The organism is Nocardioides cavernae (assembly GCF_013410035.1).
GTDB lineage: Bacteria > Actinomycetota > Actinomycetes > Propionibacteriales > Nocardioidaceae > Nocardioides > Nocardioides cavernae_A.
In genome coordinates this window covers 935279-959514 of the sequence record NZ_JACCBW010000001.1, presented here as the reverse complement: position 1 = coordinate 959514, position 24236 = coordinate 935279, and the positions used below count along the sequence as shown (strand labels likewise).

The 24236-nt window shown below is 72.8% G+C and carries 25 protein-coding genes; 17 read left to right on the top strand and 8 right to left on the bottom strand.

Annotated elements, in window-relative coordinates; genetic code table 11:
* The first annotated feature begins 47 nt into the window (after positions 1-47).
* From F4692_RS04685 to F4692_RS04670, 4 genes are all read left to right on the top strand, one after another.
* Positions 48-452 carry a Zn-ribbon domain-containing OB-fold protein gene (locus F4692_RS04685; RefSeq protein WP_179618436.1) on the top strand — a complete coding sequence of 135 codons (405 nt, stop codon included), beginning with the start codon at positions 48-50 and terminating at the stop codon, positions 450-452.
* Positions 449-1570 (top strand): thiolase family protein, encoded by a 1122-nt coding sequence (locus tag F4692_RS21725; RefSeq protein ID WP_179618435.1) that lies wholly within the window; start codon positions 449-451, stop codon positions 1568-1570. The genes F4692_RS04685 and F4692_RS21725 overlap by 4 nt, the downstream gene beginning before the upstream one ends.
* Before the next feature lie 72 nt (positions 1571-1642).
* On the top strand, positions 1643-2878 hold the full coding sequence (locus tag F4692_RS04675) for a cytochrome P450 (RefSeq protein ID WP_179618434.1): 1236 nt from the start codon (positions 1643-1645) through the stop codon (positions 2876-2878).
* Complete coding sequence (locus F4692_RS04670; RefSeq protein WP_179618433.1) at positions 2875-3651, top strand: SDR family NAD(P)-dependent oxidoreductase; 777 nt, start codon at positions 2875-2877, stop codon at positions 3649-3651. The genes F4692_RS04675 and F4692_RS04670 overlap by 4 nt, the downstream gene beginning before the upstream one ends.
* 11 nt (positions 3652-3662) lie before the next feature.
* Here F4692_RS04670 and F4692_RS04665 read toward each other — a convergent pair whose 3' ends face one another.
* From F4692_RS04665 to F4692_RS04655, 3 genes are read right to left on the bottom strand one after another with little or no spacing between them, the layout of a single operon-like run.
* A complete protein-coding gene (locus F4692_RS04665) occupies positions 3663-4892 on the bottom strand; it encodes an NAD(P)/FAD-dependent oxidoreductase (protein WP_179618432.1) in 1230 nt (409 codons plus the stop codon).
* Between the two features lie 29 nt (positions 4893-4921).
* Positions 4922-5110 carry a ferredoxin gene (locus F4692_RS04660; RefSeq protein ID WP_179618431.1) on the bottom strand — a complete coding sequence of 63 codons (189 nt, stop codon included), beginning with the start codon at positions 5108-5110 and terminating at the stop codon, positions 4922-4924.
* On the bottom strand, positions 5107-5652 hold the full coding sequence (locus tag F4692_RS04655; protein ID WP_179618430.1) for a VOC family protein: 546 nt from the start codon (positions 5650-5652) through the stop codon (positions 5107-5109). The genes F4692_RS04660 and F4692_RS04655 overlap by 4 nt, the downstream gene beginning before the upstream one ends.
* A 138-nt stretch (positions 5653-5790) precedes the next feature.
* Here F4692_RS04655 and F4692_RS04650 point away from each other — a divergent pair, with 138 nt between their 5' ends.
* The 8 genes from F4692_RS04650 to F4692_RS04615 are packed head-to-tail and all read left to right on the top strand — an operon-like array spanning position 5791 to position 13259.
* Positions 5791-6954: an acyl-CoA dehydrogenase family protein gene (locus F4692_RS04650; protein WP_179618429.1), complete on the top strand. Its 1164-nt coding sequence runs from the start codon at positions 5791-5793 to the stop codon at positions 6952-6954.
* Positions 6955-6999: 45 nt separating this feature from the next.
* On the top strand, positions 7000-8637 hold the full coding sequence (locus F4692_RS04645; protein ID WP_179618428.1) for a class I adenylate-forming enzyme family protein: 1638 nt from the start codon (positions 7000-7002) through the stop codon (positions 8635-8637).
* Entirely contained in the window at positions 8634-9173 is a 540-nt protein-coding gene (locus F4692_RS04640; RefSeq protein WP_179618427.1) for a VOC family protein, read from the top strand. The genes F4692_RS04645 and F4692_RS04640 overlap by 4 nt, the downstream gene beginning before the upstream one ends.
* Positions 9173-9502: an EthD family reductase gene (locus tag F4692_RS04635; protein ID WP_179618426.1), complete on the top strand. Its 330-nt coding sequence runs from the start codon at positions 9173-9175 to the stop codon at positions 9500-9502. The genes F4692_RS04640 and F4692_RS04635 overlap by 1 nt, the downstream gene beginning before the upstream one ends.
* The gene (locus F4692_RS04630) at positions 9495-10421 is read left to right on the top strand and encodes an aldo/keto reductase (protein ID WP_179618425.1); all 927 of its coding nucleotides are present in this window, start codon (positions 9495-9497) and stop codon (positions 10419-10421) included. Before F4692_RS04635 ends, F4692_RS04630 begins: the two co-directional genes overlap by 8 nt.
* 26 nt (positions 10422-10447) lie before the next feature.
* Entirely contained in the window at positions 10448-10966 is a 519-nt protein-coding gene (locus F4692_RS04625; protein ID WP_179618424.1) for a VOC family protein, read from the top strand.
* Entirely contained in the window at positions 10966-12378 is a 1413-nt protein-coding gene (locus F4692_RS04620; RefSeq protein ID WP_179618423.1) for an FAD-dependent oxidoreductase, read from the top strand. The genes F4692_RS04625 and F4692_RS04620 overlap by 1 nt, the downstream gene beginning before the upstream one ends.
* Positions 12379-12386: 8 nt before the next feature.
* Positions 12387-13259 (top strand): sugar phosphate isomerase/epimerase family protein, encoded by an 873-nt coding sequence (locus tag F4692_RS04615; RefSeq protein ID WP_179618422.1) that lies wholly within the window; start codon positions 12387-12389, stop codon positions 13257-13259.
* Here F4692_RS04615 and F4692_RS04610 read toward each other — a convergent pair.
* Genes F4692_RS04610 through dctP form a run of 4 tightly spaced genes read right to left on the bottom strand, consistent with a single transcriptional unit; the run spans position 13249 to position 16478 of the window.
* Positions 13249-14025 carry an SDR family NAD(P)-dependent oxidoreductase gene (locus F4692_RS04610; protein WP_179618421.1) on the bottom strand — a complete coding sequence of 259 codons (777 nt, stop codon included), beginning with the start codon at positions 14023-14025 and terminating at the stop codon, positions 13249-13251. The two genes, F4692_RS04615 and F4692_RS04610, sit on opposite strands and share 11 nt — an antisense overlap.
* 1 nt (position 14026) lies before the next feature.
* Positions 14027-14617, bottom strand: a complete 591-nt coding sequence (locus tag F4692_RS04605) for a carboxymuconolactone decarboxylase family protein (protein WP_218858149.1) — start codon at positions 14615-14617, stop codon at positions 14027-14029.
* Between the two features lie 44 nt (positions 14618-14661).
* Positions 14662-15399, bottom strand: coding sequence for an SDR family NAD(P)-dependent oxidoreductase (locus F4692_RS04600; RefSeq protein WP_179618420.1), 738 nt, complete (start codon positions 15397-15399; stop codon positions 14662-14664).
* On the bottom strand, positions 15384-16478 hold the full coding sequence (gene dctP, locus F4692_RS04595) for a TRAP transporter substrate-binding protein DctP (protein ID WP_179618419.1): 1095 nt from the start codon (positions 16476-16478) through the stop codon (positions 15384-15386). Before dctP ends, F4692_RS04600 begins: the two co-directional genes overlap by 16 nt.
* A gap of 88 nt (positions 16479-16566) precedes the next feature.
* On the opposite strand from dctP, the gene F4692_RS04590 reads away from it, so the two are divergent.
* From F4692_RS04590 to F4692_RS04570, 5 genes are read left to right on the top strand one after another with little or no spacing between them, the layout of a single operon-like run.
* Positions 16567-18720, top strand: coding sequence for an AMP-binding protein (locus tag F4692_RS04590; RefSeq protein ID WP_179618418.1), 2154 nt, complete (start codon positions 16567-16569; stop codon positions 18718-18720).
* Complete coding sequence (locus F4692_RS04585; protein WP_179618417.1) at positions 18717-19499, top strand: SDR family NAD(P)-dependent oxidoreductase; 783 nt, start codon at positions 18717-18719, stop codon at positions 19497-19499. The genes F4692_RS04590 and F4692_RS04585 overlap by 4 nt, the downstream gene beginning before the upstream one ends.
* The gene (locus F4692_RS04580) at positions 19496-20866 is read left to right on the top strand and encodes an MFS transporter (protein ID WP_179618416.1); all 1371 of its coding nucleotides are present in this window, start codon (positions 19496-19498) and stop codon (positions 20864-20866) included. The genes F4692_RS04585 and F4692_RS04580 overlap by 4 nt, the downstream gene beginning before the upstream one ends.
* Complete coding sequence (gene nhaA / locus F4692_RS04575) at positions 20859-22322, top strand: Na+/H+ antiporter NhaA (RefSeq protein WP_179618415.1); 1464 nt, start codon at positions 20859-20861, stop codon at positions 22320-22322. The genes F4692_RS04580 and nhaA overlap by 8 nt, the downstream gene beginning before the upstream one ends.
* Positions 22300-23766: an MFS transporter gene (locus tag F4692_RS04570; RefSeq protein ID WP_179618414.1), complete on the top strand. Its 1467-nt coding sequence runs from the start codon at positions 22300-22302 to the stop codon at positions 23764-23766. Before nhaA ends, F4692_RS04570 begins: the two co-directional genes overlap by 23 nt.
* Here the strand turns inward: F4692_RS04570 and F4692_RS04565 are convergent.
* Positions 23653-24231 carry a gamma carbonic anhydrase family protein gene (locus tag F4692_RS04565; RefSeq protein WP_308645155.1) on the bottom strand — a complete coding sequence of 193 codons (579 nt, stop codon included), beginning with the start codon at positions 24229-24231 and terminating at the stop codon, positions 23653-23655. The two genes, F4692_RS04570 and F4692_RS04565, sit on opposite strands and share 114 nt — an antisense overlap.
* Positions 24232-24236: the final 5 nt, after the last annotated feature.

Below are 24236 nucleotides of genomic sequence, written 5' to 3'. Positions count from 1 at the left end.
CCCCACCAGCACCAGCACCGTCCCCAGCACCGTCCCCAGGAGCAGCCATGAGCCCCACCGTGCAGCCACCGCCGGCCGACCCGCGCACCCGCGCGACCAGCGACGGCACGGCCGTCACCATCACCGGCTGGCGGTGCACCGCCTGCCACTACCCGATGACGCAGCAGGTCACGGCGTGCATGGAGTGCCGCGGCGAGGTGGAGGAGACGACGTTCGCCACCGAGGGCGAGGTGTGGGCCTCGACCTGCCTCCGCGTCCGCGTCCCGGGACACCAGCCGCCGTTCGCCGTGGCGTACGTCGTCCTCGACGGCGGCCCCCGGGTGCTCGTCCACACCGGTGGCGACCAGCCGCTGGCGCCCGGCACCCGTGCGCGGGTGGTCGCCGTCAGCGAGACGGGCGACCTGGTGGCCGAGCCCGACGGCCCCGTCAGCGCGCAGGAGGTGGCGTCGTGAGCGCATACGTCTACGGCGTGGGCACGTCCCACTTCGGCCGGCAGCCCGGGGTGGGCGGACCGGCGCTCGCCCAGCAGGCCGTCCTCGAGGCGCTGCGCGACGCCGAGGTCGACTCCGTCGACGCGGTCTACGCCGGCACCGTCTTTGGGGCACCGGGCACGGCCCAGCGCGCCCTGCAGTCGGTGGGCATCACCGGCGTCCCGGTCCTGACCTTCGAGAACGCCTGCGCGACGTCGAGCACGGGCTTCCACGAGGCGCGGCACGCCGTGCTGTCGGGACGCTACGAGCGGGTGCTCGTCCTCGGCATCGAGACCATGACCGCGCACTTCAACGGACCCATCACCCCCGAGGAGACCGACGCCGAGGGGAGGGCGGGGCTGGCGCTGCCGGGCGTCTACGCGATGGTGGCCAGCCGCTATGACCACCTCCACGGGCTGCGCCCCGAGGCGCTCGCCGCCGTCGCGGTGAAGAACCGCCGGCACGGCTCGTTGAACGACCGGGCCCAGCACGGCGTGGAGGTGACGGCCGAGGAGGTGCTCGCGTCCCGTATGGTGGCCGACCCGCTGACGCTCCTGCAGTGCTGCGACATCTCCGACGCCGCGACCGCCGCGGTCGTCGGCGTCGACCGGGGTCGTACGCGCGACGTGCGCATTGCCGCCTCCGCCCTGCGCTCCGGTGGTCTGTGGGACCACCGCAGCGACCAGCCGTGGGGCTACGAGCTGATGGGCCAGGTCGCCGCCGACGCCTGGGCCGAGGCCGGCATCGGTCCCGAGGACGTCGACCTCTTCGAGGTGCACGACGCCTTCACGATCGGTGAGATCACCGCCACCGAGGCGCTCGGCCTGGCCGAGCCCGGAGGCGGCCAGGACCTCGTCCTGTCGGGCCACACGACGCTCGGCGGGCGACAGCCGGTGAACCCGTCGGGAGGGCTGCTGAGCCGGGGCCACCCGCTGGGGGCCACCGGGCTCGCCCAGGTCGCGGAGGGCGTCTGGCACGTCCGCGGCGAGGCCGGCGCACGCCAGGTCGAGGGCGCGCGGGTCGCGGCCGTGGAGACGATGGGCGGCGGCACCGCGGGGATCGACGGGAACGGGTGCGTGGTGGTGGTCCTCGGTGGCTGACGCGACGGCCCACGCAGGCAGGCACATGCAGCGGCACGAGAAGCGGCACGAGCACGGAGAAGGGACGGACCGATGAGCGACACCACGATCGAGCTCGACGACGACATGCTGGGCGGTGAGCGCCTGGCGGACCCCTATCCCTACTTCGCCGCGATGCTCGCCCAGGACCCGGTGCACTGGAACGAGAAGTACCGCGCGTGGTTCCTGCACAAGCACGAGGACGTGCTGTGGGCGCTGCGCAACCCGGCGTTCTCCTCCGACCGGATCGTCCCTGTCTTCGAGAAGCACCTGTCGTCGGAGCAGCGCGCCCTGCGCCAGCCCACCCTCGACGTGCTGCGCCACTGGATGGTCTTCCTCGACCCGCCGGAGCACACCCGGCTGCGCAAGATGGTGATGCCGGCGTTCAGCCCCAAGGCCGTCGCCGTCATGCGCCCGCGCGTGGAGCAGGTCGTGCGCGACACGCTGGCCGATCTCGGTGACCGCCGGGAGTTCGACTTCATCGCCGACTTCGCATACCCGATCCCCGCGATCGTGGTCGCCGAGCTCATCGGTGTGCCCGCCGAGGACCGCGACCTGTTCAAGAAGTGGTCCGACGACATCCTCACGCTCGTCTTCGGCGCCCAGGGCCAGGGCGACCGTCGTGAGCTCGCGCAGGCCGGCCTGATCGAGCTCACCGACTACCTGCGACACCTCATCGCGCAGATCCGCAAGGACCCCCGCGACGACATCATCTCGAGCCTCGTCCAGGCGCACGAGGTGGAGCCGCCGCTCTCCGACGAGGAGATCGTCTCCACGTGCGCGCTGCTGGTCTTCGGTGGGCACGAGACCACCACCAACCTCATCGCGAACGGCACTCGGCAGCTGCTCCTGCGCCGCGAGCAGTGGAACCTCCTGCGCGACCGTCCCGAGCTGGTCGGGCCCGCCGTCGAGGAGCTGCTCCGGTTCGACGGCCCGTCCCGGCTCGAGGCACGCCTCCTGGTGGAGGACGTCGAGCTGCGGGGCAAGACCCTGCGCGCCGGCGACAGTGTCTTCCTCGTGCAGAGCGCCGCCAACCGCGACCCCGACGTGTTCGAGCGACCGGACGAGCTCGACATCGCCCGGCCCAAGAACAGCCACGTCGGGTTCGGCTTCGGCGTGCACCACTGCCTCGGCAACTTCCTCGCACGGCTGGAGGCCAACGTCGCCTTCTCGGCCGTGATCGAGGGGCTGCCAGACCTCGAGCTGGCCGGGCGTGAGACCTGGCACCCGACGATGATGAGCCGCGGGATGCAGTCCATGCCCGTCAGGCGCACGGGCGGCGTCTCGTGACCGCAGCTGCCGTCCTGCCCGCACCCGCACTGGCCGGCAAGGTCGCGGTCGTCACCGGGGCGAGCGGGGGGATCGGGCGTACGATCGCGCTCGCCCTCGCGGCCCACGGCGCCGACGTCGGGCTGCTCGCGCGCCGGCGCGAGGCGCTGGAGGAGACCGCTGCGCTCATCGCCCCCACCGGCCGCAGGACGGCCGTCGCGACGGCCGACGTGACCGACGAGGAGCAGGTCGTCGCCGCGCTCGCCGTCGTCGCAGCCGAGCTCGGCGACCCGACGGTGGTCGTGAACAACGCCGGAGGTGCGCGCTTCCTGGCGCCGCTCTCCGAGATGAGGATCTCGGGCTGGGAGAAGACGGTCGACCTCAACCTCAAGGCCCCGCTGGTGTGCGCGCGCGCCGCACTTCCCGGCATGGTGCGCGGCGGGGGCGGCGCCATCGTCAACATCGGGTCGATCGTCGGCGACGCCGCGCAGCACGGCATGGCCCACTACGGCACGGCCAAGGCCGGCCTCGCCATGCTCAACCGCACGATGGCGCGCGAGTGGGGACACCTCGGCGTGCGCAGCAACCTGGTCGTCCCGGGCCTCATCGACTCCGGCGCCCACGAGCACTACGAGGACGACGCGAGCATGGGCCGGCTCTACGAGGCCGAGATCCCCCTCGGCCGGTGGGGGACCCCCGAGGAGATCGCGGCCCCCGTCGTGTTCCTCGCCTCGGACGCGGCAGCCTTCGTCACCGGGGCCACCCTCGTCGTCGACGGCGGCCAGCTGAGCTGACGTACGAGGGCTCAGGCCGCGCCCCCGGCGGCCGGGGCGTCGCGGTCGCGCGGGCATTCCTGCCGCTGGGCGAGCGCCGCCACGACCATCTTGCGCACCCGCACCATCTGCCGGGGCATCCCCAACAGCAAGGCACCGACGAGGTCGTCGCCGCGGAAGTAGCCGACGACCGCCTCGTCGTCGAGGTCGCCCTCGAGCACCTCGGCGCGGTCGGCCACGGCCAGCGAGCCGAAGGACTGCACCCGCAGGTCGTACTGGTCGGACCAGAAGGACGGCAGCGGTGCGAACGGCGCGGTGTCGACCACGGCGGCGGTCAGGTCGCTCAGCAGGGTGGCAGCGGCACGTCGCGCGGTGTCCATCGGCATCTGCCAGTGCTCCACCCGGCGGGGGACGTCGTCGATGAGGGGGTTGGGGAACCGCGCCACGTCGCCCACCGCGACCACGCCACGGCGACCTTCGATCCGCAGGTCGTTGTCGCAGACGAGGCCGTCGGTGAGGTCGAGGTCGTTGCCCGCGAGCCATGAGGTGGCGGGCGCGGAGCCGATCGCCTGGACCAGCACGTCGCCCTCGACCTTCGTCCCGTCCTCCAGCGTCACGCGCGTGGCGTCGGTACCGCAGGTGAACGACGCGATGCCGCGGCCGAGGTGGAAACGTACGCCCTCGCGTTCGTGGCGCCGCTGGATCGCTGCCCCCACCTCTCGACCGAGGGGGGCCTGCATCGGGACGTCGTCGAGCGCGACCACGTCGACCTCGCAGCCGAGCCGTACGGCGGTCGCGGCGATCTCGCTGCCGATGAAGCCCGCGCCGAGCACCACGAGCCGGGTACCGGTCGTGAGCCGCTCCTGCAGCGCACGGCAGTCGTCGTACGTGCGCACGACGTGACCGCCGGTGCCGACCACCTCGGGGAGGCGACGAGCCTCGACGCCGGTGGCGGCCACCAGGCCGTCCCAGGACAGGTCGGTGCCGTCGGAGAGCCGGAGGGTGCGAGCGTCGAGGTCGCACGAGACGGCGCTCACCCCGTAGCGCCACTCGGCGCGGCCCGCCTCGGGACGCTGCTTGAACGCGAGCGTGGCGAGGTCGGGCGCGGCGGTGAGGGCCGCCTTCGACAGGGGCGGGCGCGTGTAGGGCGCGTGCTCCTCGGCGCTCAGGACGACGACCTCGCCGTCCCAGCCCGCGGCGTACAGCCCCTCCGTGACCCGCAGGCCACCGAGCGACCCGCCGACGACGACGATCCTGGCCATGGCGTGCTCCTGTGGTGGTTCAGTCGGGGTCAGTCGGGGATGGCGATGGCCTGGACGGGGCAGGCCATCACGGCCGCCTCGACGTCCGTGCGGGACGCGTCGTCGACCTCGCCCTGGTAGACGAGGTCGCCGGCGTCGTCGAGGTCGAAGACCTCGGGTGCGGCGAAGACGCACTGCCCGTAGTTCTGGCAGACGTCCATGTCGACGTCGACCCTCATGACTGCTCCCCCTCGACGTAGTAGCGGCCGGCGAGCTCGCGTTGAAGGTCGGCGTTCTCCGCGTTGCCCGGGTGGGGGAGCCACTTGTCGCCCCCGACCTGGTAGCGGGTCGCCAGCTCGATGAGGACGCCGTGCGCCTTCTCCTCGGGCAGGAAGTTCCACTTCAGCCACGGCATGGTGTCGGGGTTGCTGTCCTCCTCGAGCAGGACCGGCAGACCGGCTGCGCGGCAGTCGGCCATCGTGTGGCCGAAGTCGTCGCTGAGGAACGCGATGTGGTGGACGAACTCTCCGCGCTTGTCGAGCACCTTGTGCACCCAGCTGTCCGCGTCGCCCGGCGCCCACATCTGGACCGAGACGCCGGTCGGGTCGGGGTTCTGGAAGGTCGCCCAGACCATGGCCGTCCCGTCGGAGGAGCCGTGGCTGCGGGTGATGGTCTCGGTCATCTCCGGCATCAGCACGCCGAGGATGTCCTTCCAGTCGTCGATCGCCCGGTCCAGGTCACGGACGCAGAGCGAGAAGTGGTCGATGTGCACACGGGTCATCGCGGGCCTCCTTGGGTCATGCCGGAAGTATTACACCGAACGTTTGGTAGATGGAAGTCCCAGGGCGCTTGACACGACCCCGGCACGACGTGTTGGCTTCAATCAATCGTTTGGTGGAATTGTGATGCGGAGGAACCGGTGGACTTCTCACTGACCGAAGAGCAAGAGTCGTTCCGGAAGATGGTGCGCGCCTGGGTGGAGAAGGAGTGCCCCAAGGACGTCGCGCTGGAGATGGAGAAGCAGGAGTTCCAGTACCCGCACGAGCTCTTCGACAAGATGGCCGAGGCCGGGTTCCACGGCATCGCCATCGACGAGGCGTACGGCGGCTCCGGCGGCACCGAGCTCGACCAGGTCATCCTCATCCGCGAGCTCTCCCGCTCGCTCGGCGGCCAGGCCTGGATCTGGGGCATCAACGCCTTCGCCGGCGCCAAGTCGGTCGGCTACTACGGCACCGAGGAGCAGAAGAAGCGCTTCCTGCCCGAGATCGCTGACGGCAAGGCGAAGTTCGCCATCGCCGTGACCGAGCCCGCTGGCGGCACCGACCTGCTCGGCGTCCTCAAGACCACCGCCACGCAGGTCGACGGCGGGTGGCGCATCAACGGCCAGAAGATCTGGTCCACCCAGGCCCACGTGGCCGACTACCTGCTGCTCCTGGCCCGCTCCGAGAAGGACGTGGCCAAGAAGACACAGGGCACCACCCTCTTTCTCGTGCCGCGCGAGTCCGCGGGGCTGGAGACGCGGCAGATCCCCAAGCTCGGCATGAAGAACGTCGGGTCGTGCGAGGTCTTCCTCGACGACGTGTTCGTCCCCGACGAGCTCGTGCTCGGCGAGCCCGGCCAGGCCTGGTACATGCTGCTCAAGACGCTCAACAACGAGCGGATCATCATGGCAGCGCTGGCCCTCGGCATCCTCGACGGCGTCATCGAGGAGGCGCTGCGCTACCTCGACGAGCGTGAGGTCTTCGGCAAGAAGCTCGGCCAGATGCAGGTGCTGCAGCACTACGTCGCCGACATGCTCATCGCGCAGAAGAACGCCGAGCTGCTCGTCTACAACGCGGCCTGGCGCCAGTCGCAGGGCCTCGAGTGCGGCATGGAGGCCAACATGGCCAAGGTCGTGGCCTCCGAGGGCGCCGTCTCCGCGGCCGACCACGGGATCCAGATGTTCGGCGGCATGGGCTACGCCCTCGAGACGCAGATGCAGCGCTACTGGCGCGACGCCCGGCTCTACAAGATCGGACCCATCGCCAACGAGATGGCGCGCAACTCCATCGCGGAGATGGCCGGCCTGCCGCGGTCCTTCTGACGGGGGCCCTGGCGGAGACTGAGACCTGACGAGGAGGACGAGGCGATGACGAGGACCTGGGGCGAGGCCATCCCGTTCGGCGACCTGCCCGTTCGGGGTGCCGCGCTGTGGCCCGAGACCGAGGCCGTCGTCTTCCCGCACGAGCGCCTGACCTACGCCGAGCTGGCCGACGACGCCGAGCTGGCGGCCCGTGCCCTGCGCGGCATGGGCGTCGGTCCCGGCGACCACGTCGGCGTGCTGATGGCGAACTGCGCCGACTACGCGCGGATCACCTTCGGGATCACCATGCTCGGTGCCGTCGCCGTGCTCATCAACGCCCGCTACCAGGGCGGCGACCTGCGCCACGTCGTCATCGACGCCGGACTCAAGGTGCTGGTGACGGGCGACCAGGAGGGCCAGCCGTTCGGGATGACCGAACGGCTCGAGGCGGCGTTCGGCGACCTCGACCCCCAGCAGCCCGACGCCTTCCCGCTGGCCTCGGCGCCCGCCCTCGAGGCGGTCGTCGTCCTCTCGCACGGCGACGCGCCGGCGTACACCAGCAGGGACGCCTTCCACGCCCGAGCGGAGGACGTGACGCCCGAGGAGGTGCACCGGCTGCGCCGCCAGGTGCCGATCCGGGCCGTCGGGATGATGATGTACACCTCCGGCACGACCGCGCGTCCCAAGGGCTGCGCCCTCTCCCACGAGATGGTCGTGCGCAACGGCATCGCCGTCGGCCAACGCCTCGACGTGCAGGTCGACGACAAGTTCTGGGACCCGCTGCCGATGTTCCACATGTCGTCTGTGCTCCCGCTCGTCGCCTGCACGGCCGTGGGCGCGACCTTCATCTCGATGGAGCACTTCGAGGCCGGCGCCGCCCTCGCCCTCATGGGCGCGGAGGTGGTCACCCACGTCTATCCGACCTTCCCGACGATCACGCAGGCGCTCGCGAACCACCCGACCTTCGGCGACGTCGACTGGAGCCGCGTGCGCGTGGTCAACAACGTGGCGCCGCCCGCGACGCTCCGGCAGCTCCAGGACCTCTGGCCGGACGCCGCGCTGGTGACGGCGTACGGCTCCACGGAGGCCGGCGGGTGCGTCTCCTTCAGCGTCCCGTCCGACAGCCTCGCCGACCGGACCGACACCTGCGGACCTCCGTTCCCCGGCATCGAGGTGCGCGTGGTCGACCCCGCGACCAACCTGCCGGTCCCGACGGGCGAGCGCGGTGAGCTCTGCGTACGCGGCTACTCGCTGTTCGAGGGCTACCACAACGCCCCCGAGCTGACCGCCGAGGCGGTCGACGCCGACGGCTGGTTCCACAGCGGCGACATCGGTGCGCTGGACGACGAGGGCCGGATCTCCTACCTCGGGCGCCTCAAGGACATGCTCAAGGTCGGGGGCGAGAACGTCGCCGCCGTCGAGATCGAGGGTGTGCTGCAGAGCCACCCGGCCGTCAACATCGCCCAGGTGGTCGGCATCCCCGACGCGCGACTGGTCGAGGTGCCGGCCGCCTTCGTCGAGCTCAAGCCCGGCGCGTCCCTCGAGGCTGACGAGCTGGTGGGCTTCCTGCGCGGCGAGATCGCCAACTTCAAGCTGCCCCACCACGTCCGTGTGGTCGAGGAGTGGCCGATGGCGGCGACCAAGATCCAGAAGTTCCGGCTCCGCGAGGAGCTCTGCGGCGAGCTCGGCATCGAGCTGCTGTGACCGCGGAGCGACCCGAGGCCCCGGCCGACGGGCTGGTGCGACGCTTCGACCACGTGGCCGTCGCGGTGCGCGACCTCGGTGCGGCCAGCAGGCTCTACCTCGACCTGCTCGGCGGTGAGCTGGTGGCCGGCGGCGACGAGCCCGACGTGGGCATCCGGACCATGCAGGTGCGCTTCCCGCCCGGCGTGAAGATCGAGCTGCTCACCCCGCTCGACGAGCAGTCCTACCTGCACGCCTACCTCGACAAGCACGGTGAGGGCCTGCACCACGTGACGTGCTTCGTCGACGACGTCGAGGACGCCGCTCGTTGCCTCGAGGCGGCGGGGATCGGGACGACCGGGACCCGCACCGACCGCGAGACCTGGTCGGAGACCTACGTCCGCCCGTCCAGCGGGTTCGGCGCGCTGGTCCAGCTGGCCGCCTCGACCCTCGACTGGACCCGGCCGATGCTGCCTGACGGCGCGACGGCGGACGACGTCGTGGCCGGGCGCCTGGTCTGGGTCGGCAACCGGCCCCAGTGGAAGGAGACGACCTGATGGTGAAGTTCGTCGCGATGGTGCGGCGCAAGGAGGGCCTGGACTTCGCGGAGTTCGCCCGGCTGTGGCGAGAGGAGCACGCGCCGCTCGTGCTGGCGATGCCGGGCGTGCGCCGGTACGAGCAGAACCTCGCCCATCAGGGCGCCACGCGCGCCTGGCCGTACGACGGCGTCGCCGAGGTCTGGTTCGACGACAAGCCCGCGCTCCACGCCGCCTTCGCCTCGCCGGCCGGCGTCACCGCCAACGAGCACCAGACGGTCTTCGCGGGCGACGTGTCCTGGCTCCTGGCCGAGGAGCAGGTCTGGGAGCCGGAGGCCGACCGTGGCTGAGGCCCACGACCTCGCGAGCGACCCGTTCGTCCTCGGCGGCAACGTCTTCGGCTGGACCGCGGGCGAGGCCGAGTCCTTCGCCGTCCTGGACGGCTACGTCGAGGCCGGAGGCCGCCACGTCGACACGGCCGACTCCTACATGGCGAGCGTCCCCGGCCTGAGCGGGGGAGAGTCCGAGGAGATCGTCGGTCGCTGGATGGCGCAGCGCCGCAACCGCGACGAGATCCACCTCGCCACCAAGGTGGGCCGCCTCCCCGGCCACGACGACCTCCGGCCCGCGACGATCCGCGCCGCCCTCGAGGCGTCCCTGCGTCGGCTCGGCACCGACCACGTCGACCTCTACTACGCGCACGTCGACGACCCGGACACCCCGCTGGCGGACACGATGGAGACCTTCGACGCCCTGGTGCGTGAGGGCAAGGTCCGCCGGCTGGCCGCCTCCGGCTACAGCCCGGCCCGCCTGCGCGAGGCGCTCGACACCAGCGCCGCCGGCGGGTGGGCACGGTTCGAGGTCTTCCAGGAGCACTACAACCTGGTGCACCGGGAGCCGTTCGAGTCGGAGGTGCGCCCGCTGCTGACCGAGCGAGGGCTGGTGGCCCTGCCGTTCTTCTCCCTGGCCCAGGGCTTCCTCACGGGCAAGTACCGCGAGACCGGCACGGCGGCGAGCGTGCGCTCGCGCGCGGCCGAGCGACACCTCGACGACCGCGGCCGCCGGGTGCTCGCCGTGCTCGACGACCTGGCGGCCGCGCACGGAGTGTCTGTCGCCGCCGTCTCGCTCGCCTGGCTGCGCGAGCAGCCGTCCGTGGCTGCCCCCGTCGCGAGCGCCCGGACCTCCGAGCAGCTCCGGGACCTGGTGGCCACGCGCGACCTGACCCTGGGTGCCGACGACCTGGCCGCGCTGGACGCCGCGTCCGGCTGACGACGCGACTGAGAGGACGAGACGACGTGCTGCAACAGCTCAGGGTGGTGCAGGTCGCCTACGCGACCACCGACGTGCGGGCAGCCGCGCGGGAGTGGCACGAGCGCTACGGCGCCGGGCCCTTTTTCGTCCGCGACCACGTCCCGATGTCGCACGTGACCGTCGACGGGGAGGAGGCGGTCTTCGACCACTCCTGCGCGCTGGGCCAGTGGGGCAACGTCATGGTCGAGCTCGTGCACCACCACGACCTCGCCCCTCCGGCGCTCGAGGAGGACATGCGCCGCAACGGCACGGGGATCCACCACGTCGCGTGCTTCGTCGACGACCTCGAGCAGGCGCGCGACCAGCTGGTCGCCGCCGGCGCGCGCGTGGTGATGGACGCACAGTCCCAAGAGGTGCGCTTCATCTTCCTCGACCCGGGCCCGGACCACGGCCACCTCGTCGAGATCTACGAGGAGACGCCCTACATGTCGCGGCTCTACGGCAAGGTCCGCGACGCCGCGGTGGGCTGGGACGGGAGCGACGTCATCCGGGAGCGCCGCTGATGGACGACAGCACCGTGGACGTCGACGTCCTGGTCATCGGCTCCGGCGTCGCCGGACTCTCGGCCGCCCTCAGCGCGCGCGAGGCGGGCGCCGAGCGGGTCGTGGTCCTGGAGGCCGAGCGCGTCGTGGGCGGGTCCACCCGGCTGTCCACGGGGATTGTCATGGGGGCCGGGTCGCGCGCCCAGTCCCGCGCCGGCGTGGAGGACGACGCGGACGCCTACTACAACGACTACATGAACGCCAACGAGTGGCGGCTGCCCGGGGGAGTCGTGCGGGCGATGACCGCCGCGTCGGGCGAGACCCTCGACTGGATCGAGGACCACGGGGTCCGCTACCACCCGGGGCTCGTCCGCGGCGGCAGCGAGAACACGCCGCGGTGCGTGGCGGTCGTCGGCGGCGGCGAGGGCCTGGTCGCCGCGCTGCACCGCGCGGCTCGCGACGCCGGCGTCGACATCGTCCTCGACCAGCGCGTGACCCGCCTGCTCGTGCGGGACGAGCGGGTGTGCGGCGTGGCCGTCGGCGACCAGGTCATCACCGCGGACGCCGTCGTCGTCGCGTCCGGCGGGATCGGCGCCAGCCGCGAACGACTGGAGCAGTGCTTCCCCGAGCAGATGGCGGAGGCGGGGTCCTGGCACTGGTACATCGGCAGCGACGGCGCCCGCGGGGACCACCTCGCGTTCGCCGAGCAGGTCGGCGCTGACATCACCGGCGTGGTGGGCTTGCGCCTGCTGCACCCCGGCTTCGCGCAGACCCTGGAGTCCTACATCCCCGGCTGGCAGGTCCTCGTGGACCGCGAGGGTCGACGCTTCGTCGACGAGTCCGCCCCCTACGGCATCCTCGACCGTGCCCTGGGCGCGCACGGAGGCCGCGCCTTCTTCGTGTTCGACCGGCAGGCGGTCGACGAGGAGCTGACCGGGACGTCCGCCTACCGGCAGACCTATCCCGAGGACCCCGACCGGCGCAGCCCCAACTGGAACCCGGCGATGATCGCCGAGCAGGTCGAGGCCGGTCGCATCGCCCGCGGCGACACGGTGGAGGAGGTGGCCACGGCGCTCGGCATCGATCCCGTCGCACTCTCCGACACCGTGCGGCACTACAACGAGGGTGCCGACCGCGGCGTCGACAGGTGGGGCAAGGGCCCGGCCTACCTGCGGCCCCTTCTCCACCCGCCGTTCCACGGCGCGGAGGTCCGGCTCGCCACCCTCTGCTGGACCGGGACCGGCCTGCGCATCGACGACCGCGCCCGGGTCCTCGACGGACGCGGCGACGTCGTGCCCGGCCTCTGGGCCGCGGGCGAGTCCAGCGGAGGCCCCATGGGCGAGGTCTACGTCGGCAGCGGCGGCAGCATCGCCAACGGGGCGATCTTCGGGCGGATCGCCGGCCGCGAGGCCGCACGCGCCCGCCCCCGGTGACGGACCCGGTGACGGAGCCGGGGGCGTACGGCGCGGCGGGCGAGGGCACCGGGGGCCGCCTCCTCGCCCTCGCCTGCCTCGCCTTCCTCGACGAGGACCCGGAGACGCACGTCGCCGAGGCGTCCGCAGCCGGGTTCGGTGCCGTCTCGCTCCGCGTCACGGGCAGCACGTCCCCCGTGCGGGCCGACCTCGCGCTCGACCTCCGGCGGTGCGCCCGGCTGCGCCGCGTCCTCGACGACTCCGGCACCGGTGTCGTCGACGTGGAAGTGCTGCGCCTCGAGCCGGGGCTCGACGACGACCACGTCGCGTCGGTGGTTGAGGCCGCGCACGTCCTCGGCGCCCGCCACCTGCTCGCGGTCAACCGTGCGCTCGACCGCGACGCGGCGACCGACCTGCTGGACCGGGTGGTGGCCCGGGCCGCCGGGAGCGGCGTACGGCCGTGCCTGGAGCCCATGCGCTTCACGCGCTGCCGCAGCCTGGCCGAGGCGATCGCCACCGCCGAGCCGGCCGGGGCCGGCGTGCTCGTCGACGCCCTGCACCTCGCACGGATGGGCGACCCGCCGCGGGCGGTCGCGGACGCGGTGCGGGTGCACGGACCGGACCTGTTCCCCTACGCCCAGCTGTGCGACGCAGCCGCCGACACCACCCTCGACCTGCTGGACGAGGCCGTGCACGGGCGGGTGCTGCCGGGAGAGGGCGCGCTCCCGCTGCGTGCCCTGCTCGCCGCGCTTCCCGCGAGGAGCCCGCTCGTCGTCGAGGCGCCGACGCGCGCGCTCGCCGGGAGCCCGGCGCGGGTGCGGGCCGAGGCCGCGATGCGCGCGCTTCGGGACGTGCTGGCGAGTGCGCCGGCAGCGTCCGGCGACGGCGGTCTCAGAGGCTGAAGCCGCCGTCGACGTCGAGGCACTGCCCGGTGATGTACGACGCCCGCGGCGAGCCGAGGAAGCGCACCGCCTCGGCGACCTCGGCGCCGCCGCCGAACCGGCGCAGGGGAACCTGTTTCATCGCGAAGTCCTGGGCCTCCTGGGGGAACTCCCCGTTGGCCACGATGGCCCCGCCGATGCCGTCGGACAGGATGCCCGGCCCCACGCAGTTGGCGCGCACGCCGTACTTCCCCTCCTCGGCGGCGACCGCCTTGACCATCGCCTCGACGCTCGCCTTGGGGCTCGCGCTCAGGACGTCGCGCAGGGGGTACTTCCGCACGGCCATCGTCGTGACGGCCACGAGTGCCCCGCGGGACTCCCGGAGGTGGGGGAGGGCTGCCGCGAGGAGCCGGAAGAAGGCGACGGACTCCTCGTTGACGTGCCTGGCGTAGAGGGCCGGCTCGATGGTGGAGATCCACCGCTGCGGGATCAGCGGCCCGCTCGCGTGGACGAGCAGGTCGAGCCCGCCGAGGCCGGTGACGAGCGCCTCGACCTGCTCGGCCGCCTCGTCCTCGGACAGGTCGACGGCGTCCAGCAGGACGCGTGCACCGCGGTCCTCCCAGCCCTGGGCGAGCTCCTCGGCCCGGGCGCGGTTGCGCCGGCAGGTGAAGGCGACGTCGTAGCCGTCGTCGACCAGGAGGTCGATCGTGGCTGCACCGACGGCGCCCGTCCCTCCGCTGACGAGCGCGCGGGGTCGCGGCGCAGCCCCCGTCTCGGGCGTACCCACGTCAGCCGTTCGCGGGCGGGGCCGCCCATCCGGCGACCTCCATGACCGAGTCCTGGCCCCACGGCGTCACCCGGCCCTCGGCCCGGTAGCCCTCGTCGAGGTCGTCGACCATGTCGAGCGACATCGCCATCCGCCCGAAGCCGACGAAGTAGGCGACGTTGAAGCAGAGCTCCATGATCTCCGGGTCGGTGAAGTGCTGCCGCAGGTCGTCGAACGTCTCGTCGGAGACGCGCAGGTGATCGGTCGCCATGAGGTCGGCGTAGGCGATGGCGGAGCGCTCGGCATCGGTGAGGTCGGGCGCCTCCTGCGGCTTCTCGAGCGAGCACACCAGGTCCTCGGTGACGCCGTCGTCCGCGGCATAGCTGTAGCGCACCGCCATGCAGCTGCGGCACTGGTTGTGGAACGCGATGCGCAGCCGTACGAGCTCCACCAGGCGCGGCGAGAGGGTGCACGCGTCGCGCAGGCGCTGCCCGAGCTCGATGAACTTCTCGGCGATCTCGGGTCGGTTGGCGTAGATGGTGGTGCGGAACGACGCGTGCGCGCCGAACATCGGCTCGTACTTCTCCTGGGGTGCCTGCTGGATTCGTGCCACGGTGTTCTCCGATCCTTCGGTGAGGGGTGGGCGTCCGGTGGTGGTCAGAAGGCGAGCGTCCCGCTGTCCGCGGGCAGCGCGACGCCGTTGATGCCGGCGGCGGCGTCGGAGGCGAGGAAGGTGACCACGTCGGCGATCAGTCCCGGCGCGACCGGAGGCGGTTTGCGGCGGTCGCGGGCGAGGGTCTCGCGGCCGGAGTCGAAGACCTCGCCCAGGGCCTGCATGCCGGTGTCGATCGACCCCGGACACACCGCGTTGCTGCGGATGCCGAGGTGGCCGGTGGTCGCCGCGATGTTGATTGTCAGCCCCACGAGCCCGTGCTTGGAGGCGGTGTAGGCGGCGCCCGCGCGGCCGCCCCGCAGGCCGGTGATCGAGGCGACGTTGACGATGGTGCCGGCCCCGCGCTTGATCATGGCGGGCAGGACGGCGTGGCAGAACAGGTACGGCGCGGTGAGGTTGACGGCGACGAGCAGGTCCCATTCGTCGGGGTCCACCTCGTGGGCCGCGCCGAGCCGGTCGACGACGGCCGCGTTGTTGACCATCACGTCGACCCGACCGGCCTCGGCGACGGCACGCTCGACGTCGTCGCGCGAGCTGACGTCGGCCACGACCGGCACCACGTCGACCTGCGAGGCCAGGTCGGCGAGGGCGGCGGCGTCGCGGTCCACGGCGACCACGCGGTCACCGCCGTCGGTGAAGCGGGCGGCCAGCACCCGGCCGAGGCCACCCGCGGCACCGGTCAGCAGGACCGTGCGGCCGGGAGGGGTCACGACGACGCGCACTCGGCGAGGCCGGGGTAGGTCGACTCGGCGGCGTAGGTGGCCAGCGACTCGTTGAACTGCTCCCAGACCTGGTCGATCGCACCCTGGTCGGCGCCCGCACCGGCGGCGTCCTTCTTCCAGACGTCCTCGGGCGAGGACGAGGCGATGGCGTCCTCGATGGTGGCCTGGTCGCGGTCGTCCCACATCAGGACGGTGCCGTCCTCGGCCTTGAAGTCCTCGCACGCCTGGCGCTCGTAGTCGACGAGGATCTCGATGCCCTTGTCGTACCACTCGCCCTGCAGCTCCTCGACGACGCTGGCGACGTCGTCCGGCAGCGCGTCGAAGGTCGTCTTGCTCATCGTGAACACCGAGCCGCCGCTCGCCCCGACGTCGGGCACGATCGTCTTGGCGACTTCGGTGATGCCGTTCGCGACCTGCGTGTCGAGGGGGTAGGCGACGCCGTTGATGATGCCGCGCTCGACCGCCTCGTAGACCTCCTCGGAGGCCAGGAAGACGGGCTCGACGCCGAGCTCCTCCCACACCGCGGCCTGGGGCTGCGACGGGATGCGCAGCTTGGCTCCCTGCAGGTCGGCGAGGGAGGACAGCTTCTTGTCGTAGGTGATCGTCATCGTCGCCGTCGGGAAGTAGCCGATCGGGACCACGCCGCTGTCCTCGAACTCGGCCGAGACCTCGGGGACGTCCTGGGCGAGGTCGTCGAGGGCGCGTGCGTGGGCCTCGCGGTCCGACACGGTCACCGGCACCATCATCACGTTGTTGAGCGGGAGGTCGGCGGGGAAGTACGCCGGGGCGATGAGGCCCGCCTCGGCGCGGCCCTGCGCCAGGCCCGTCAGCGTGTCCGCGCCGGACAGCAGGGCGCCTGAGTAGGTGACCGACGGCTGCACCTTCCCGTCGGTACGGGTCTCGATCTCGTCGGCGAACCACTCGATCAGGTCGGAGGACGCGCCGTCGGGCGGGAGCATCGTGGTGATCCGCATCTCGACGGCGTCGCTGCCGCCTCCCTGCGCGGCCACGCCTCCGCAGGCGCTCAGGAGGAGCAGGGCGCTCCCCGCGGTAATGGTGGTGATGACTCGCTTCGGCACGGGGAGCTCCTCGCAGAACGTGATCGTTGACACAGGCGCTGGCGTTCCGAATACTGACAAACGTTCGTTTGAATGACAAGGGGTATCCGTGCAGCACCGCATCTTCGTCGTCCCGCTCGCCACGCACCTCGCTCCGGCCGAGGCCCGGCGGCACTGGGAGCAGCGCCACGGCCGGGTCTTCGGCGCCACCCCGGGCCTGCTGCGCTACCGACAGAACCGACCAGTCGACGCGGAGTGGGACGCCGGCCGCGCCAGGTTCTGCTCCGAGACCTGGTACGCCGACCGCGCCGCCGAACGCGCGGCGTACGACACCGACCACTACCGCGAGACGGTCGCCGCCGACGAGGCGTCGTTCCTCGACCGGGAGGGGGCGTGGTCCGCCGTGGTCCTCGACGGGGACGGTCTCGGCCCGGGCGGGGGCCCGCGCATCCTGTGGTTCGACGAGTCCCCGCCGCCCGGACCGGACTGGCGCCCCGTCCGGCTCGACCGTCCGGTCCCACTGCCCGGCAACGGCACGACCCTCCACGTGGCCGCCGTCGACGACGTCGATGCGGCGCTCGCCCTCACCCGGTCCACCCCGGTGGTCGGCCTGGTGTGCGACAGCATCGACCTCGACCCCCATGCCGAGGAGCCGCCCGACGAGCACTTCTCCGAGCCGCCCACGGTGGGGCAGATGCTCGTCCGGTCCGCGGAGCGTTGGCCCGAGGCCGACGCGCTGGTCTACCCCGACCGACGGGTCTCCTACGCCCAGCTCCTCGAGGGCGCCCGCCGCGCGGGCCGGTCGTTCCTCGCGCAGGGGGTGCGGCCCGGCGAGCGTGTCGGCATCCTGATGCCGAACTGCATCGAGTTCATGGAGCTGTTCCTCGGCGCCCATCTCGCCGGCGCAGTCCCGGTGACCGTCAACGCCCGCTACAAGGCCCGCGAGCTGCGCCACGTCGTCGAGGACGCCGAGCTGGTCGCCCTCGTGACGACCGACGTGGTCGCGGAATTCGTGCCGTTCGTCGACCTGCTCGGGCGGGCTTTCGCCGAGGGGCGGCCCCCACGCCTGCGCACGCTCGTGCTGCTCGGCCGCTCGAGCCCCGAGGGGTACGTCGACCAGGCTGCGTGGGAGCACGCCGGCACCGAGGTCACCGACGACGCCCTCGACGCCGCGGGTCGCACGGTCGCCCCGGACGGCACGGCGGTCGTCATGTACACCTCCGGCACGACCAGCGACCCCCGGGGCTGCCCGCTCAGCCACCGCGCCCTGATGCGCACCGCCGACCAGGTCGGCCAGCGGTTCGACCTCGACAGCGAGGAGCGGTTCTGGGACCCGCTGCCGCTGTTCCACATGGCGGGCCTGCTGCCCACGCTGGCCAACCTGCTGCGCGGCGGCGCGACCCTGAGCATGCTCCACTTCGACGCGGGGACCGCGTTGCGCCAGCTCGTCGACGAACGGGCGACCTTCGCCTACCCCGCGTTCCCGACGATCACCCAGTCGATCATCCACCACCCCGGCTTCGCCGACGCCGACCTGTCGCGGGTGCGCGGCCTGCTCGAGAGCGCGCCGCCGGAGACCCTGCGCCACGTGCAGGAGGCCTTCCCGGCGGCCAAGGTGGTGACGTCGTACGGCCTCACGGAGGCCAGCGGGGTCATCACCTTCAGCCACCTCGACGACCCGGACGACCTGCGCTTCACCACCTCCGGCCGCCCGTTTCCCGGCGTCGAGGTCCGCATCGTCGACCCGGAGACCGGCGAGGACTGCCCGCCCGGTGCGGTCGGCGAGATCCGACTGGCGGGTCCGTCGATGTTCGACGGCTACCTCAACGACCCGGCGTACACCGCGAGTCGCACCGACGAGCGCGGCTTCCTGCACACCGGTGACCTCGGCACCCTCGACGCGGAGGGGCGGATCAGCTACACCGGTCGGCTCAAGGACATGCTCAAGGTGGGTGGCGAGAACGTCGCGGCCGCCGAGATCGAGGCGCACCTCGGGCGGCACCCCGGGGTCAAGATCGCCGCCGTCGTCGGCGTCGCCGACGCCCACCTGGTGGAGGTCCCCGTCGCGTTCGTCGAGCGGGCGCCCGGCACCCCGGTCGCGGAGGAGGAGCTGATCACCCACTGCCGCGGCGAGCTCGCCACCTTCAAGCTGCCCCGCCGCGTCTGGTTCGTGGACGAGTGGCCGATGTCCACGACCAAGATCCAGAAGTTCCAGCTGCGCGAGCTCGCGGAGTCCTATGTGCACGGCGGAGCGACGCCGTGAGCCGAGATGGTGACCGGACCGGAGCCGTCGCCGTCGTGACGGGGGCGGGCTCCGGCCTGGGTCGGGCTTTCGCGGAGCTGTGGCTGGAGCGCCACGGGCCCGTGGTCGGCCTCGACCTGGAGCCCGACCGGATCGCGTGGCTCGACGAACGCCCGGACGCTGCCGGCGTGCCGGGGGACGTCACCGACCCCGAGGCCAACGCCGTGATGGTCCGTACGGCGGAGGAGCGCTTCGGGCGGGTCGACGCCGCGGTCCTGGCTGCCGGGATCTCGGCCTGGGGGCGCGTCGAGGAGCTCGGCCTGGACGTCTACGACCGCGTCATGGACGTCAACGTCCGCGGTGTCGTCCACGGCATCCGCGCGGCGGCGCCGGCCCTGCGGCGCGCGGGCGGGGGAGCCGTCGTGGTCCTCTCCTCCACCTCGGCCAGCGCCGGCGAGCCGGACCACTGGGCCTACTGCACCTCGAAGGCGGCGGTGACCAACCTGGCCCGGTCGGCCGCGATGGACCTCGCCCCGGACGGGATCCGGGTCAACGTGGTCGCCCCCGGGCCGACCCACACCGAGCTCACCAGGCCGATCAGGGAGACGGACCCGGACAAGTACCACCAGCTCCGGGTGAACATGCCGATGCAGCGGTGGGGCGAGCAGGACGAGGTCGCGGAGGCGATCGCGTTCCTCGCCGGGCCCGCATCGTCGTTCGTCACCGCGGCCGTCCTGCCCGTCGACGGCGGCATGACCGGGCGCACGCCGCAGCTGCCCGCTCTCCCGCTCACCACGTGACGGCCTCCGGGGGTACCCCCGCACCGACGGCGTCGGTGATCCCGCTCGCCGTCCTGCTCGGGGGGCTCTTCGGGCTGGGCGGCCTCGGCAGCACCGCACTCGCCGTCGTGCTGCCGCAGATGTCGGACTCGCTCGGCATCACCACCGCGCAGGCGACCTGGGTGATCAGCCTCTACGTCCTCACCATGGCGGTGAGCACCCCGGTCTACGGGCGCCTCGTCGACATCACCGGCGTGCGCGCTCCGCTGCTCGGCGGCGTCCTGCTGATGACGGTCGGTGCGGTGCTGGCGGCGACGGCGACCGACTTCGCGGTGATGGTGCTCGCCCGGTTGCTCCAAGGGCTCGGCACGGGCGTCGGGCCGACGCTCGCCGTGGCCGTCATCGGTACCCGGTTCGACGCCGAGGAGCGAGTCCGCGGGCTCGCCGTCGTCGCCGGAGTCGCCGCAGCGATCGGCGCAGCCGGTCCACTGCTGGGCGGTCTCGTCGAGTCCGTCGCCGGCTGGCGCGGCACGGCCGCACTGCCCGCCCTCGCCATGGTGATCCTCGTGCTCCTGTGGCGGCGCGTCGGTGGGCCGGGCGTCGGCAGCACCTTCGACGTCGCGGGTGCGGTGGTGGTGGCAACAGCGGCCGGCGGCGTGATCATGCTGCTCCAGTCGCCGTCCTCGGGAGCCCTGGTGGCGCTCGCCGGCGCCGCTCTGGTCCTGGTCGGCGCGCCGCTGACCCTGCACCGGAGCCGCCGCGGGCCCGACGTCTTCTTGCCGGCGTCCGTCCTCCTCGACAGGCGGATCCTGCTGACCTGCCTGGTGGCCGGCACGGTCCCGGCGGCCTGGTTCGCCCTGCTGGTCGTCGTGCCGACCCGGCTCGGGGATCGGGGGTGGACCCCACTGGTGGTCGGCCTCGTGATGCTCCCGTGCGCGGTGGTCGCGGCCCTGGCGCCGCGCGTCACCCCGCAGGTCTCCGCCCGCTTCGGCGCACCCGTCAGCATGGGGCTCGCTGCTGTGATGTCGTGCTCCTCCCTGCTGCTGGCGGCGTGGGCGACGCACGCCGGCTCGGTCCCCTTCATGGTCGCCAGCGTCGCCCTCGTCAGCGTCGCGTTCAGCCTCGGTCAGCCCGCCCTCTTCGCCGTCGTGGGCGACCTGGCCGCCGTCGAGGTCCGCGGCGTGGCGATGGGATTCGCCACCTTGGTCTTCCTCGTCTGCGGCAGCTCGGGGTCCGCCGTCGTCGGTGGCCTCTCCGACGTCGCCGACGGCATCGGCGGGCTCCTGGTGCTCGGCGGGCTGTGCGCGGCCGGTGCCGTCCTGTCCACCGTCCTGCCCCGCACCGTGCGGGGTCGACCAGCCGCCGAGGGGGGCGCCGTGCATGGCTGACACCCACACCCACACCCACACCCACGACGTCGTCGAGCACACCTGGCGCGAGCAGAGCGCTTTCTGGCCGCGCGTCGCTGCACCGGTCCAGCGGCTGCTGTCGTCGAGCGCAGCCGGTGCGCTCCTCATGCTGGCTGCGGCCGTCCTGGCCATCGTGTGGGTCAACGCACCGTTCGGCGACACCTACGAGAGGGTGTGGGAGACGCCGGTCGTGCTCGCCGTCGGACCGTTCGACCAGCTGTCCGGCATGACGCTCCGCGACGTCGTTTCCGAGGGCCTGATGGCGATCTTCTTCTTCGTGGTCGCGCTCGAGATCAAGCGCGAGCTGGTGGCCGGCGAGCTTCGCAACCCGCGGGTCGCGGCGCTGCCCGTCATCGCCGCGCTCGGTGGGATGGTCGTCCCTGCGGGGATCTACGCCACCCTCAACGCCGGCGGTCCGGGCGCCCACGGGTGGGGCATCCCGATGGCTACCGACATCGCCTTCGCGGTGGCGGTCGTGACGGCCGCCGGTCCGCGGGTGCCGGTCGCTGCGCGGGTGTTCCTGCTGAGCCTCGCCGTCGTCGACGACCTCGGCGCGATCCTCGTGATCGCGGTCTTCTACACCGAGGGCGTCGAGGTGGCCTGGCTGGCGCTGGCCGCGGCCGCCGTCGGGATCGCGTGGGCGCTCGCGCGCGCACGGACGGTGCGCGCACTGTCGCCGTACGCAGCGCTCGCCTTGGTGTGCTGGTTCGCGCTGCACGAGTCGGGGGTGCACCCGACGATCGCAGGCGTGGCCTTCGGCTTCGTGACACCGGCATGGTCCTACTACGACCCGAGGAGCTTCGGGCGACGCGCGCGCCGCCTCGCCGACTCGGCCGACTCGGCCTGGGACGACGCGGTCCTGACCGACCGGGAGCATGCCGAGGTGCATCAGGCGATGGATGACATGCGACGCCTGGCGCTCGAGAGCAGGTCGCCCCTCGACCGGCTCTCAGCGGCACTCACGGGCTGGGGAACGTTCGTCATCGTGCCCCTCTTCGCGCTGGCCAGCTCGGGGCTGGTGCTGTCCGCGGACGTCGCGACCGCGTGGATGACCAACAGCGTGTCGCTCGGCATCGCCGCAGGACTCGTCGTCGGCAAGACGGTCGGCGTTCTCGGCAGCTGCTTCGTCGCCGTCCGGCTCGGAGTGGCGCACATGCCCGCCGGCACCACCTGGGGGCAGATGCTCGGCGTCTCGACGGCCGCGGGAGTCGGCTTCACCGTGGCCCTCTTCGTCAGCGGCCTGTCGTTCACCGACCCGGCCCTCACCGAGGCCGCGCGCCTGGGCGTCTTCTCCGGGAGCGTAGTGGCCGGACTGCTCGGTTTTACCATCCTGCGACTGGCGGGTCGTGCGCCTGCTCCCGAGCCGGGCGCGGAGCCACCATCCGTGGCAGCCGCCGCCGGGGCGCCGGACGATGAGCGGCTCGCGGCAGGCTGACCCCCGCCGTTCCCGCCGTGACGGCCGGGAGCGGGCGCTGGTCGCCACGCTGGCGCTGCTCACCTGCGTGACCGCCGTGGTCAGCAGCCTGGGTGCGCCGCTCGTGCCCGCGGCCGCCGCGGCGTACGGCACCGGGCTCGCGACGGCCCAGTGGGTCGTCACCGCCGCCATGCTGGCCGGGGCGGTGGCCACGCCGCTGGTCGGTCGACTCGGCGGTGGGCTCGGGCGGCGCCCGACCGTGCTGGTCACGCTCGCGCTCGTGACCCTCGGGTGTGCCGTGTCGGCGTGGTCCGCTGCCGTGGACGCGTCCTTTGGCTGGATGGGCGCCGGGCGCGCCCTGCAGGGCATCGGCATGGCGCTGACACCCGTGGCGATCGCCGTCGCCCGCGACGAGGTTCCCGGGCCGCGGATGCCGTCGACCGTGGCGCTGCTGTCGGTGACCACGGTCGCAGGAGTGGGCCTCGGCTACCCGCTGACCGGGCTCGTCGTCGACCACGGCGGGCTGCCCACCGCGTACGCCATCGGTGCGGCGCTGACCGGCGCCACCCTGCTGCTGTGCCTCACCGTGCTGCCCTCGCGGGTGGGGCCGGGAGCCGGCCGCCTCGACTGGAGCGGTGCGGGCCTGCTGTCCGTCGGCCTGCTGGCGGTGCTGCTGGCCGTCACCCGGGGAGGATCGTGGGGCTGGTCCTCGGCGCCCGTCCTCGTCCTCGCGGCCGCCGGGACGGCGTGCCTCTGCGGCTGGGTGCCGTGGACCCTGCGACGCGATCGGCCGCTGGTCGACCTGCGCCTCGCCGCCCGCCGGGGTGTGCTCGCGCCCCACGTGACGGCCCTCGTCGCGGGGGTGGGGATGTACTTCCTGCTCAGCCTCGCCATGGTCGTGGCGCAGGCCGACGACACCGACGGGTGGGGGCTGGGTCGCAGCGTGGCGGTCGCGTCGCTCCTGCTCGTGCCCTACTCGGTGTCGAGCGTGCTCGGCAGCCGGGTCGCCCTCCTGCTCGGCCGTCGCCGACCGCACGTCCTGCTCCCGACGGGGTGCGTGATGTTCCTCGGGTCGACCCTCGCGATGGCTGCCGCTCACCACGAGCTGTGGCACCTCGCGGCGTCCATGGCGGTGGGTGGCCTCGGCAGCGGCTTCACCTTCTCCTCGTTGCCACTGCTGCTCATCCCGCACGTGCCGGAGTCCGAGACCAGCAGCGCGCTCGCGGTCAACCAGCTGCTGCGCTTCACCGGCATGGCCGTCGGCAGTGCCGTGTGCGTGGTGCTCATGGCGGCGCTCGGCGATGGGCCCGCGCAGGGGGAGGCAGGATTTCGCAACGCGCTGCTCGTGATGTCAGGCGTGTGGGTCCTGCTGGTCGCCGGTCTCGCCCTCGCCCGTACCCGCGGTCGCCCGGCGGTGCCGGGGCAGGAGGTCGACGTAGTGCTCGGCCCCGGCGCGGATCGCTGACCGCTCGTCCTCGGTCAGCGGACGCACGACGCGTGCGGGCGTTCCGACGACCAACGACCCCGGTGGAACGACAGCGCCCTGGGGCACGAGCGCGCCCGCCCCGATCACGCTGCCGGTGCCGATGACGCAGCCGTTGAGCAGCGTGGCGCCCATCCCGACCAGCACCTCGTCCTCGACGGTGCACCCGTGGATGACTGCGGCGTGACCCACGGTGACCCGCGAGCCGATCACCACCGAGTGCTCGAGCCCGGCGTGGACGACGCAGTTGTCCTGGATGTTGCTCTCGTCGCCCACCGTGATCGTCGCGACCTCGGCCCGCAGCACGGCGCCGTAGTAGATCCCGACCTCGCGGCCCAGCCGTACGCCTCCGACGACGTGGGCGCCCGGTGCGATCCAGGCCGACGGGTCCACTTCGGGGACCTCGTCGTCGAGAGCGACCAGGCGCCGGTCGGTGGGCGGGCTCACGCGGC

What these genes read in the sequence shown, in the direction of transcription:
- F4692_RS04675 (WP_179618434.1), top strand. Translation starts at nt 1,643, where the DNA reads ATGAGCGACACCACGATCGAGCTCGACGACGACATGCTGGGCGGTGAG.
- F4692_RS04570 (WP_179618414.1), top strand. Translation starts at nt 22,300, where the DNA reads ATGAGCGGCTCGCGGCAGGCTGACCCCCGCCGTTCCCGCCGTGACGGC.
- F4692_RS04655 (WP_179618430.1), bottom strand. Translation starts at nt 5,652, where the DNA reads ATGACCCGTGTGCACATCGACCACTTCTCGCTCTGCGTCCGTGACCTG.
- F4692_RS04620 (WP_179618423.1), top strand. Translation starts at nt 10,966, where the DNA reads ATGGACGACAGCACCGTGGACGTCGACGTCCTGGTCATCGGCTCCGGC.
- nhaA (WP_179618415.1), top strand. Translation starts at nt 20,859, where the DNA reads ATGGCTGACACCCACACCCACACCCACACCCACGACGTCGTCGAGCAC.
- F4692_RS04635 (WP_179618426.1), top strand. Translation starts at nt 9,173, where the DNA reads ATGGTGAAGTTCGTCGCGATGGTGCGGCGCAAGGAGGGCCTGGACTTC.
- F4692_RS04660 (WP_179618431.1), bottom strand. Translation starts at nt 5,110, where the DNA reads ATGAGGGTCGACGTCGACATGGACGTCTGCCAGAACTACGGGCAGTGC.
- F4692_RS04665 (WP_179618432.1), bottom strand. Translation starts at nt 4,892, where the DNA reads ATGGCCAGGATCGTCGTCGTCGGCGGGTCGCTCGGTGGCCTGCGGGTC.
- F4692_RS04685 (WP_179618436.1), top strand. Translation starts at nt 48, where the DNA reads ATGAGCCCCACCGTGCAGCCACCGCCGGCCGACCCGCGCACCCGCGCG.
- F4692_RS04645 (WP_179618428.1), top strand. Translation starts at nt 7,000, where the DNA reads ATGACGAGGACCTGGGGCGAGGCCATCCCGTTCGGCGACCTGCCCGTT.